The organism is Roseomonas marmotae (genome assembly GCF_017654485.1).
Taxonomy (GTDB): Bacteria; Pseudomonadota; Alphaproteobacteria; order Acetobacterales; family Acetobacteraceae; genus Pseudoroseomonas; species Pseudoroseomonas marmotae.
Genome location: NZ_CP061091.1, coordinates 2,387,498 through 2,398,452, shown reverse-complemented (window position 1 = coordinate 2,398,452; position 10,955 = coordinate 2,387,498). Strand labels below are relative to the sequence as shown.

The following is a 10,955-nucleotide window of genomic DNA, read 5'->3' as shown; positions in this document are numbered from 1 at the left end:
CATGCAGCGACGCACCCTTCTCGCCAGTACCATCGCCGCTACGGGGATCATGATGACCGATACCAACGACGCCGCTGCCCAGGGCACCCTGGACAAGGAAAACACCCTCTATCTCGACCTGAAGGATGGCCGCGTCACCATCCAGCTGCTGCCCGAGCTGGCGCCGAAGCATGTCGAGCGCATCAAGACCCTGGTGCGCCAGGGCTTCTATGACGGCACCCCGTTCCATCGCGTGATGGAGGGCTTCATGGCCCAGGGTGGCGACCCGACCGGCACCGGCACCGGCGGCAGCCAGCTGCCCGATCTGCCCGCCGAGTTCAGCCCGCCAGCCAAGGCCCGCTTCATCCGCGGCACGTGCGGCATGGCCCGCACGATGAACCCGAACTCGGCCAACAGCCAGTTCTTCATCATGTTCGCCCCGGCGTCGAGCCTGGACGGCCAGTACACCATCTGGGGCCGCGTGGTCTCCGGCATGGAAGCCGTCGACAAGATCAAGCGCGGCCAGGGCAGCAGCGGCATGGTGCCCGCGCCGGCCGACAAGCTGATCAAGGCGCAGATCGCCGCCGACGCCGGTTGAGGTCTTTTCCTCGGCCGTCGTCTTGACATAAGGGCCGGTGCGGGGTTTCTCCCGCCCGGCCTTCTTGTTCTGTGCCCGTAGCTCAGCCGGTAGAGCACGTGACTTTTAATCATGGGGTCGTGGGTTCGAGTCCCACCGGGCACATACCCTGGCGCAACCATTACTGACCTTATACGCAACGGAACTGACCGGTTCCCGTTGTCTTGGAAGCCGCCGAGGGCGGTGCCGAGGCCGGAGGTCATGATGAGTTGGGACTGGCTACCGTCGGCGCTTGATCTGGCGCGCTTCCAGTTCGCCTTCACGATCACCTTTCATTTTCTCTTCCCCGCTTTCACCATCGGACTGGCCAGCTTCCTGGCGGTGCTGGAGGCCCTTTGGCTTGCCACCGGGCGGCCGCATTACCTCGACCTGTTCCGCTACTGGGTGAAGGTCTTCGCCATCGCCTTCGCCATGGGCGTCGTCTCAGGCGTGGTGATGTCCTACCAGATCGGCACCAACTGGTCCGCTTTCGCGGACAGGACCGGCAACGTCCTTGGCCCCGTCATGGCCTATGAGGTGCTGACGGCCTTCTTCCTGGAAGCCGGCTTCCTCGGCATCATGCTCTTCGGGCTGGAACGCGTCGGGCGCAGGTTGCACTTCCTGGCTACCTTCCTGGTGGCTGTCGGCACGCTCTTCTCGGCTTTCTGGATCCTCTCGGCCAATTCCTGGATGCAGACCCCGGCGGGCTACAGCATCGCCGGGGACGGGCGCTTCATGCCGGCGGACTGGTGGGCGATCGTCTTCAACCCCTCCTTTCCCTATCGCCTGGCGCATACCGTCACCGGCGCCTACCTCACCACGGCGCTCATCGTCGGTGGCGTGGCCGCTTTCCACCTCCTGCGGAACAACCGCGACGAGCGGACCCGCATCATGTTCTCCATGGCCATGTGGATGGCGGCCATTGTCGCCCCCATCCAGATCTTCATCGGCGACATGCACGGCCTGAACACGCTGCAGTACCAGCCGCAGAAGGTCGCGGCCATGGAAGGGCACTGGGAACGCCAGCGGGGCGCGCCATTGATCGTACTGGGCCAGCCGGACGCGGAGGCCGAGGAAACGCGCGTGCTGCTGGAGATCCCGCACCTTTCCGCGCTGATCCTCACCCATGAATGGAATGGGGAAACCCCAGGCCTGAAGGACGTTCCCGCCAATGAGCGTCCGACCAATATCCCGCTGGTCTTCTGGGCTTTCCGCGTCATGGTCGCATTGGGGACATTGATGGCCCTGCTGGGGCTGACTTCCCTGTGGCTGCGCTGGCGAGGGCGGCTCTACGACACGCCGTTGTTCCATCGTGCCGCGCTGGTCATGGGGCCGTCAGGGCTGATCGCCGTCACGGCAGGCTGGATCACGACCGAAGCGGGACGGCAGCCGTATACGGTCTATGGCCTCCTGCGGACGGCTGACAGCGTATCGCCGCTGCAGGCGCCCGCCGTCGGGACGTCCCTGCTGGGCTTCATCCTCGTCTACTTCGTCGTCTTCGGCGCGGGGGTGCTCTACCTGTTCAAGATCTTCTCTCACCCGCCGCATCCCGCCGAAGAAGGGCCGGAGGATGCGGAGCCCATCCGCACCGCCGGCATCACGCCCGGCGCGCATATGCATAAGCCTGGCGGCGCCGATCCGCGCCCGCAGCAGCAACGCCATTAGGGAGGCCGGAGATGGAAGACGCCCTGCCGCTCGTCTGGGCCATGATCATCGCCGCCGCTGTCTTTCTGTACGTCTGCATGGACGGCTTCGACCTCGGTCTCGGCATTCTCTTCCCCTGGTTCCAGGAGAAGGAGGAGCGGGATGTCATGGTCAATTCAGTGGCGCCGGTCTGGGATGGGAATGAAACCTGGCTGGTGATGGGCGGGGCGGGCCTCTACGGCGTCTTCCCGCTGGCCTATGCCACCATCTTTCCGGCGCTGTACATGCCCTTGGTGGTGATGCTGCTGGCGCTGATCTTCCGTGGCGTTTCCTTCGAGATGCGCTTCAAGGCGGAAACCGCGTGGGGCCAGCTCTGGTGGGACCGCTCCTTCAGCTGGGGCAGCTATGTCGCCACTTTCTGCCAGGGCATCGCGCTGGGTGCGCTGGTGCAGGGTATCCGTGTGGAAAACCGCAGCTATGCCGGCGGGTGGTGGGACTGGCTGACGCCCTTTTCGCTGCTGACAGGCGTCGCGCTGCTGATCGGCTACGGGTTGCTGGGTGCCTGCTGGATGATCTGGCGCAGCGAGGGCGCGATCGCCGCCAAGGCGCGGCGGCTCGCCAGGGTGCTTGGCGTGGCGACCCTGGCCTGCATCGGCCTGGTCAGCCTCATCATGCCTTTCCTGCAACCGGCATTCTTTGAGCGGTGGTTCTCCTTCCCAGGCATCGTCGCCGCCTCTCCGGTGCCGCTGCTGGTCCTGCTCCTGGCCTGGCTCTTCTTCCGCGCCGTGCCGGAGACCGAGGCATGGGAGGCCGCGGCACCGCACGACCCTTCCGGCCGTGGCTTCCGGTGGCGGGACGGGGCACCCTTCCTCTGTGTGCTGGGCTGGTTCTTCCTGGCCTATACAGGACTCGGCATCAGCCTCTGGCCGAATATCGTGCCGCCCTCGATCAGCATCTGGGACGCGGCGGCCTCCACCGCGTCACTGACATTTCTGCTGGTGGGCGCGGCTGTCCTGATCCCGATCATCCTTTGCTACACCGCCTATACCTACTGGTTGTTCCGCGGAAAGGTGCGCATTGGCGAAGGCTATCACTGATGCCGCCCGCCTTACGCCGCCTGGGCTGGTTCATCCTGCTCTGGGTCGCGGGCGTGGCGACGCTTGCCCTCGTGGCGACGCTGATCCGGGCCGTCCTGGGCACTGCCTAGCCAAGTGGCTGGCGGTGCGGCGGCAGGAAGGCTAATCACCCCCCCGAAATGCCGCCTTTGCTCACCATCGTCGTGCCCTGTTTCAACGAGGCCGAGAATGTCGTCCCCATGGCGGAACGGCTGGACGCCGCGTTGCGAGGCATCGCCTGGGAAGTCATCTTTGTCGACGACGACAGCCCGGACGGCACCGCTGCCATCGCACGTGGCCTCGCCGCCCGGGACGACCGCATCCGTTGCATCCGCCGCATCGGGCGCCGGGGCCTTGCCTCCGCCTGCATCGAGGGGATGCTGGCCTCCTCGGCCCCCTACGTAGCCGTGATAGACGGCGACCTGCAGCATGACGAGACGATCCTGCCGAAGATGCTGCGGGCCTTGCAGGCCGGGCAGGGCGATGTCGCCATCGGCAGCCGCCATGTCGCTGGCGGAGGGGCGGCGGAAGGCTTCTCTCCGCTCCGGCAACGCATCAGCGAAGGCGGCACCGCACTGGCGCGGGCCGTGCTGCCGGTGCGAGTGGAAGACCCCATGAGCGGCTACTTCATGCTGCCCCGTGACGTCTTCGAGGAACTGGCGCCGCGCCTGACGGGGCGTGGCTTCAAGATCCTGGTGGACATCCTGCTTTCCGCGAAACGGAAGCTGCGAGTGGTGGAGGTGCCCTATGCCTTCCGGCCGCGCGTGGCCGGCGATTCCAAGCTCGACACAACCGTTCTGCTCGAATTCGTGGCCCTGTTGCTGGATAAGGCGCTGGGCGGCCTGCTGCCACTTCGCTTCCTCTCCTTCGCGCTGGTGGGGGCCATCGGCCTCGTCGTGCATCTGGTGGTGCTGGCGGTGGCCATCCGCTTCGTGCCCTTCGTCACGGCGCAGTGGACGGCGACCTTCGTCGCGATGACGGCGAATTTCGTGCTGAACAACCGCATCACCTACCGCGATGTGAAGCTGCGAGGGCCTGCCCTCTGGCGCGGCCTCATCCTGTTCTATGTCGTCTGCGGCCTCGGCGCCGCGGCCAATGTAGGCGTCGCCAGCCTGCTGCTGCGGGACGATCTTGCGGCCTGGCGCTGGGCGGGTGCAGCGGGCGCGCTGCTGACGGGCGTGTGGAACTACGCCGTCTCCTCCACGCTGGTCTGGCGCGCGCGGTGAACAGGCGCTGGCTCTGGGCCCTGGCCGCGCTGACCGCGCTGCGGCTTGTCGCGGCCGCCCTGCTGCCGGTCTCGCCTGACGAAGCCTATTACTGGGTCTGGGGCCGTGCCCTGGCACCCGGCTATTACGACCATCCTCCCATGGTCGCGCTCTGGACGGCGCTGGGCACGGGTTTGCTGGGCGACGACGCACTCGGCATCCGCCTGCTGGCGCCGCTGGGTTTGGCGGCTGCCTCCATCCTGCTGGCGCGGGCGGGGGATGCACTGTTTCCGGGCCGCGCCGTCGGCCCCTGGGCGGCTGCGCTGCTGAACGCCACCCTGCTGTTCTCCGCCGGCTCGGTGCTGATGACACCGGATACGCCGTTGCTGGTCTTCTGGTGCGCCGCGCTCTGGGCCGCGGCAAAGCTCCATGCCACGGGCAAGGGCCATTGGTGGCTTGTCTTCGGCGCCTTCGCGGGGCTGGCTTTGCTGTCGAAATACACGGCCCTGTTGCTCGGCTTCGGCGTGGTGCTCTGGGTTCTGGTGCAGCCGGATATGCGGCGCTGGCTGCTGCGCTGGCAGCTCTGGGCCGGCGGGGCCATCGCGCTGCTCTGCTTCGCGCCGGTCATCTGGTGGAACGCGCAGCACGACTGGGTCAGCTTCGCCAAGCAGGGCGGGCGGGCAGGGGCCCAGAGCACCGGTTCCGCCCTGCGCTATCTGGGGGAACTTCTCGGCGGCCAGGCCGCACTGGCGACGCCGCTGATCTTCCTGTTCTGCGTGGTAGGCGTGTTTCTGGGCTTCCGGGCGTGGCTGAGGCGGCGGGACGCCGCGACCGGCCTGTTGCTCTGCCTCACCCTGCCCGCGACCTTGCTGTTCCTGTGGCAGGCCACCGGCAGCCGGGTGCAGGGAAACTGGCCCGCCATCCTCTATCCCTCCGCCTGCATCGCCGCGGCGGCTTATCTTGGCCCCGGCTGGCGCCGCTGGAAGGTGGCGGGGGTCGCCTTCGGTCTGGTGGTGACGCTGCTGGCCCTGGTGCAAGGCGTCTTCTCGCCCGTGCCCTTGCCCCGGCGCAGCGACCCGACGCTGGCGCGGCTGGGCGGATGGCCCGGCTTCGCCGCCGAGGTGGATAAGGCGCGCCTGGCTCTGGGCGCGCAGTTCGTGGCGGCTGAGGAATACGGCCTGGCCAGCGAACTGGCGCTGCACCTGCCGCCCGGCACGCCGGTCGTGGCGCTGGGAGACCGGTGGGATCTCTTCGAGCTGCCGTCACCGCCGCCGGGGCAGGTGGGGCTGCTGGTCCGCAGTGAGCGCCGGGGTGGCCCGCCACTCTGGCCGGGTGCGCAGCAAAGCGGCGGGGTCGTGCGGGCCAGGGACGGGATCGAGGCCGAACGATACCGGCTGCATACCGTGCTGGTTTCGGCGGGCGATCCCCCCCTGGCGCTGCTTCCCTCGCGGCGTTGACGCGCTCTAGGCGGGGCGCAGTCCGGCCAGCCGGCGGCGCCCTTCCTCGATCACCCGCAGCGCCTCGGCCCAAAGGCCGAGGGAGGGCAGTTCCTCCGGGGTGAACCACCGGGCTTCCGTCACATCATCGCCCGCCCATGGCTCGCCGCCGGTCCATTCGCCGGCGAAGTCGATAATGGTGTAGTGGAAGCGCGGACGTCCAGCCTCGTCGTAGTCCAGGGCATCCACGACGGCGGCCAGGGTGAGGGGGCCGACCTCGATCCCCGCCTCCTCCCGTAACTCCCGCCGCGCGGTATCCTCCGCCCTCTCGCCCAGGGACTGGGCGCCGCCGGGGATGGACCATTCGCCCATGCGGGGCGGCTTGCCTCGCCGGACCAGCAGCACATCCTGGCCGTGGAAGGCGATGAGCCCGACGCCGATCCAGGGGCGGTCCGGGTATTCGCGGCCGCTCATGGCGCGGCGGGGGCTGCCGGCTCAGGCTTTCGCAGATCCTGCAGGCGCGGCAGCAGCGCCTTCATCTTCCAGTCCGCGACCTTGTAGGCCCAGCCGCGCCATCGGGCATTCAGCCGTGCGGCCTCATCATCGCCGGCAGCGGCCAGACGCAGCCAGACCGTATCGCCATCCTGCTGTCCGGAAACGGTGATGCCCAGGTTGTCCGTCAGGGTGAAGCGCGTCTCACCCAGCGGCTGGCCGGAAACGGCGCTTTCCTTCCGTACATCGATCAGCGTCAGGAACTCGAAGGCCCGGCCGACATCGTCCAGGCTCGTTTCCTCCACGGGAGGCGACCCGGCTGGTGCTGTCACGGAGATGCGCCCATCGGGGCCTTCTCCCCGCGTCAGCACCAGCGGCTCCTCGCCGGGGTGGGTCGCTTCCACCTTCAGCACACGTTCCTGGGGAAGGTTGGCGATGTCCCGGTCGATCCAGAGTTGCGGATCGGCATCCAGGGGCAGCCGGCCCTCGGCCAGCCAGGCCTGCGTCTCAGTAGGGCGGCGAACATAGACACTCTCCGGCACGCCGCCCTGGGTACGCATCCGCCGACGGCCCACCACCAGTTCGGCGATCGGGCTGCCGCTGCCATCCAGCACGCGCAGCAGCGCTGCGGTGCTGCCTGGCTGCGCGGGGTCTTCGAGGCCCAGCCGGTCCAGCATCGCGGCATCGCTTGTACGGCGCTCCGTCAGGCGCAGTTCGGTCAGGCCTACCAGCAGCTCGCGAACCTTCTCGGGCCGCACCGGGTAATCCTGCGTCTCGGGCAGCACCCAGGTTTCGGCATCGCGACGCGTGGCAGCGACGGATTTATCGCCTTGCCGCACTTCGATCCGCGCGGCGCCATTCAGGCGGCTGGCGAGGTTCTGGAACATCAGCGGTGCGCTGCTGGTTTCCGGCGGGCTCTGTGGCCCGTCCAGGACCAGCAGAGTGGCGGCACCGGCGGTCACCACGGCGGCACCGCCCAGCAGCATCAGGGATCGGCGTTTCATTCCCAGCCCTCCCTCAGGTTCGCGCCGCGCCGCGGCGGCGCATCCGCACCAGCGCCAGCCCGATGGCGAAGAGTGTCAGCAGCGCCGGCACCAGTGCGATATTGACGACACGCAGCACGGTTTCCAGCCGCTCGATATCCTGACGCAGCTCCAGTTGCACGCCACGGAGTTGCCGGCGGGTCGAGACGATCTCCTCCCGCGCGCGGTCGATCTCGGCCCGCTGCTCCGGCGTGATGACCGTGTTCTGAGCCTGGTTGCGGTCGCCGCCGGCCGAGGTGCCCTGGCGCAGTTCCCGCAGGCGTCGCTGCGTGGCCTCCAGACGCTGGGTCAGTGCCTGCTCCGTCTGCCGGTAGCGGGCCTCGGCATTGCGGCGGATATCCTCCACCACGCCGAAGGGGCGCAGCGATTCACCGCGCGAGCGCAATCCGATAAGGGCATCGCCGCCGGCCAGGGTGTCGGCCAGGTTGGCGACCAGCGAGCCATTGTCGCTGAAGGGTGTCGCGACCTGCTGGCCGAAGAAATCCTGCAGCCGCACCCAGAAGCGGTCTTCCAGCACGTCGCTGTCATTGGCGATGACCAGATTGGCCGGGCCGTCGCTGCGGGCGCGGTGCGCGGGGAAATCGGCGGGGCGCGGTTCGGCGCCCTCGGGAAGCGGCGGCGGCCCCTCAGGGAAGGCGCTGTCCAGGATGCCGCGCGCCCGCGCCATCAGAACGCGGCGCTGACCATCTGGCTTGAAACCAGCAAGGATCTGCGAGGGATTGGGAGCCTGGCGCACGCTGGAGGCGTCGATCAGCATGGACTGGTCGCTGCTGGTCACCAGCGGCGTCATCTCGATACCAGCGCCCTCGCGTTTCAGCACCTCGCCCGCCGAGGCGAAGGTCAGCTGCTGCAGATCGGCCGTCGCCACATCGGAGTGGTTCAGGGAATTGCCGGTCGCATTGAACCATGCGAGGTAATCCACCGTCTGCACCCGGTCCGTGGGCGCCGCGCGGACGCGCCATGCACCCCGCAGGTCCAGCACCACCTTGTCGCTCGGCGTCTCGATGCCCCAGGCATTCAGCAGCCGGTCAAGGTTGGAGCTGGTGTCGGACGGCGGCTGGCCGGTCGGGCCGGGGCGGCTGGCCTGCCCCTCGCTATGCGGATCGGTCAGCACGAAAAGCTTGCCGCCGCGCATGACGAACTGGTCGATGGCGTAGAGCGTGGCGTCGGAAAGTCCCTGCGGCTGCGCCACCATCAGGACCTGGACGTCGGGGTCGATCACCTGCGCGTCGCCGGCCACGTCCTTCACCGTGAAGAACTGGCGCAGCTGGTTGGCGACCGCATAAGGCTGCCCGCTGCCCGGAACGCGCATCATCATCGCGCGCGGGTCGCCATTCAGCGGCAGGGCGGAGAGCACGCCCATCACCGGCCGTTTGGGATTCGACAGCTCGTAGACCAGGCGCGTCAGGTCGTATTCCAGGAAGCGCTCGCGGTCCGGCTGGAGGAAAGGCAGCACCCTCTCGTCATCCAGCAGGTTGGTGCCGGCGAGGCCGAAATAGACCTGCTCGCCCGACTGATCGATGGGCACGCCCTGGAGGCCGTAGGCCAGCGCGCGGTCCTCGGTCTCGCTGAAAGGCTCGGGGTCCAGGTATTCCAGCTTCACCTTGCCGCCGGACAGCGCGGCGTATTCCTGCAGCATCTCCCGCACACGGTCGGCATAGGCACCGAAGGCCGGAACCTGACTGCCCAGGCTGCGCGTGTAGAAGAGCCGCAGGGTGATCGGATCCTGGAGCCCGGAGAGCACCTGCCGCGTGCCGTCGGAGACCGTGTACAGATGCTGTTCCGTCAGGTCGAGCCGCACGCGCGATAGCAGCCGGTCGGCCAGGATATTGACGGAGACCGCCAGAACCGCGGCGGCCACCAGGCCGCCCGCGGAGGTCAGCAGGCGGCGGGAGCCGGGGCGGGCGGGATGCTGGCCCGTGGTGGTCGTGGTGCTCATGGCCTCAATCCGCTTTCCGATGGTCCACGATCACGGCATTGGCGAAGAGCCAGAAGCCGATGAAGCTGGCGAAGAACACCAGATCCGGCAGCGAGATGACGCCGCGGGAGAAGCCGCCCAGCCGCTCGCTGATCGAAAGGCCGCGGGCCACCTCCGCCAGCTCCGGGATGCGGACAGAGAGGAACTCGGTCACCACGGGGCTGCCGGCGGCCGTGAAGAGGAAGCAGATGGCGACCGCCAGCACGAAGGCGATGACCTGGTTCTTCGTCAGCGCGGAGATCGCGGCGCCCACCGCCAGGAAGGCGCCGGCCACGAGGAGGCAGCCCGCATAGCCGGCGGCAATGACGCCGTTATCCGGGTTGCCGAGGTAGTTGACGGTGATGACCAGCGGGAAGGTCAGCGCCAGCGCGATGGCGCAGAAGGCCCAGGCCGCCAGGAACTTGCCGACGACCGCCTGCCACTGCGTCAGCGGCAGGGTCAGCAGCAGCTCGATGGTGCCGAGGCGACGTTCCTCCGCCCAGAGCCGCATGGTGATGGCGGGCACCAGGAACAGGAACAGCCATGGCACGAAGCCGAAGAAGGGCGAGAGGTCGGCCGTGCCGCGTGAGAAGAAATTGCCGAGCGTGAAGGTCAGCGCGCCTGACATCACCAGGAAGATGACGATGAACACATAGGCGACGGGCGTGGCGAAATACCCCGCCAGCTCCCGCCGCGCGACGGTGAGGGTGGCGCCCATCACGCACTCTCCTTCGGCATGGTGAGGTCGCGGAAGACCGCATCGAGGGAAGGGCCGCGCCGGGCGAGTTCCACCGGCCTGGCATCGGCCAGCACGCGGCCCCGCGCGATGACGATCGCGCGGGTGCAGATGGCCGAGACTTCCTCGAGGATGTGGGTGGAGATGATGATCGCCTTTTCCGGCGCCATCTGCGCGATCAGCTTCCGCACCTCGTGCTTCTGGTTGGGGTCGAGGCCATCGGTCGGCTCATCCAGCACCAGCACCGGCGGATCGTGCAGCAGTGACTGCGCGAGGCCGACGCGGCGCTTGAAGCCTTTCGACAGGGTTTCGATCGGCTGCAGGCGTACGCCTTCCAGCGTCGTCAACCGCATGGCATGGGCCACGCGGTCCCGCGCTTCCGATCCGCGATAGCCGCGCAGCCGCGCGACGAAGCCCAGGAAGCCGAGGACGGTCATCTCGGGATAGGTGGGCGCGCCCTCCGGCAGGTAACCCAGGTGGCGCTTGGCGGGCACCGGGCGGTCCACCACATCCTCACCGCAGATGCGGGCCGTGCCGCTGCTGGGGGTCACGAAGCCAGCCAGCATCTTCATGGTGGTGGATTTGCCGGCACCATTCGGGCCCAGGAACCCCAGCACCTCTCCCTTGGCCACCTGGAAGGACACATCGTCCACGGCTGTAAAGGCACCGAAACGTTTACTGAGGCGGTCGATCTCGATCAGGGCGGACAAGCGGCAGAACCCCTGCAATGGC

11 protein-coding genes and 1 tRNA gene are annotated in these 10,955 nt (G+C 68.0%); 7 read left to right on the top strand and 5 right to left on the bottom strand.

What is annotated here, in order from left to right; translation table 11 throughout:
• Position 1: 1 nt before the first annotated feature.
• From IAI58_RS11370 to IAI58_RS11340, 7 genes are all read left to right on the top strand, one after another.
• Positions 2 to 577, top strand: coding sequence for a peptidylprolyl isomerase (locus IAI58_RS11370; RefSeq protein ID WP_207447460.1), 576 nt, complete (start codon positions 2 to 4; stop codon positions 575 to 577).
• Between the two features lie 71 nt (positions 578 to 648).
• Positions 649 to 721: transfer RNA gene (locus tag IAI58_RS11365), tRNA-Lys, on the top strand.
• Positions 722 to 820: 99 nt separating this feature from the next.
• Positions 821 to 2,260 (top strand): cytochrome ubiquinol oxidase subunit I, encoded by a 1,440-nt coding sequence (locus IAI58_RS11360; protein WP_207447459.1) that lies wholly within the window; start codon positions 821 to 823, stop codon positions 2,258 to 2,260.
• 11 nt (positions 2,261 to 2,271) lie between these two features.
• On the top strand, positions 2,272 to 3,336 hold the full coding sequence (gene cydB, locus IAI58_RS11355; protein ID WP_207447458.1) for a cytochrome d ubiquinol oxidase subunit II: 1,065 nt from the start codon (positions 2,272 to 2,274) through the stop codon (positions 3,334 to 3,336).
• The gene (locus tag IAI58_RS11350) at positions 3,336 to 3,446 is read left to right on the top strand and encodes a DUF2474 family protein (protein WP_207447457.1); all 111 of its coding nucleotides are present in this window, start codon (positions 3,336 to 3,338) and stop codon (positions 3,444 to 3,446) included. Before cydB ends, IAI58_RS11350 begins: the two co-directional genes overlap by 1 nt.
• Before the next feature lie 48 nt (positions 3,447 to 3,494).
• Entirely contained in the window at positions 3,495 to 4,580 is a 1,086-nt protein-coding gene (locus tag IAI58_RS11345; protein WP_207447456.1) for a glycosyltransferase, read from the top strand.
• Entirely contained in the window at positions 4,577 to 6,016 is a 1,440-nt protein-coding gene (locus IAI58_RS11340) for a glycosyltransferase family 39 protein (protein ID WP_237182844.1), read from the top strand. The genes IAI58_RS11345 and IAI58_RS11340 overlap by 4 nt, the downstream gene beginning before the upstream one ends.
• A 6-nt stretch (positions 6,017 to 6,022) precedes the next feature.
• Here IAI58_RS11340 and IAI58_RS11335 read toward each other — a convergent pair whose 3' ends face one another.
• From IAI58_RS11335 to IAI58_RS11315, 5 genes are read right to left on the bottom strand one after another with little or no spacing between them, the layout of a single operon-like run.
• A complete protein-coding gene (locus IAI58_RS11335) occupies positions 6,023 to 6,469 on the bottom strand; it encodes an NUDIX hydrolase (protein WP_207447455.1) in 447 nt (148 codons plus the stop codon).
• On the bottom strand, positions 6,466 to 7,491 hold the full coding sequence (locus IAI58_RS11330; protein ID WP_207447454.1) for a DUF4340 domain-containing protein: 1,026 nt from the start codon (positions 7,489 to 7,491) through the stop codon (positions 6,466 to 6,468). The genes IAI58_RS11335 and IAI58_RS11330 overlap by 4 nt, the downstream gene beginning before the upstream one ends.
• 13 nt (positions 7,492 to 7,504) lie before the next feature.
• Positions 7,505 to 9,469, bottom strand: a complete 1,965-nt coding sequence (locus IAI58_RS11325) for a GldG family protein (RefSeq protein WP_207447453.1) — start codon at positions 9,467 to 9,469, stop codon at positions 7,505 to 7,507.
• 4 nt (positions 9,470 to 9,473) lie between these two features.
• Entirely contained in the window at positions 9,474 to 10,205 is a 732-nt protein-coding gene (locus IAI58_RS11320) for an ABC transporter permease (RefSeq protein ID WP_207447451.1), read from the bottom strand.
• Positions 10,205 to 10,933, bottom strand: coding sequence for an ABC transporter ATP-binding protein (locus IAI58_RS11315; protein ID WP_207447450.1), 729 nt, complete (start codon positions 10,931 to 10,933; stop codon positions 10,205 to 10,207). Before IAI58_RS11315 ends, IAI58_RS11320 begins: the two co-directional genes overlap by 1 nt.
• Positions 10,934 to 10,955 lie beyond the last annotated feature (22 nt).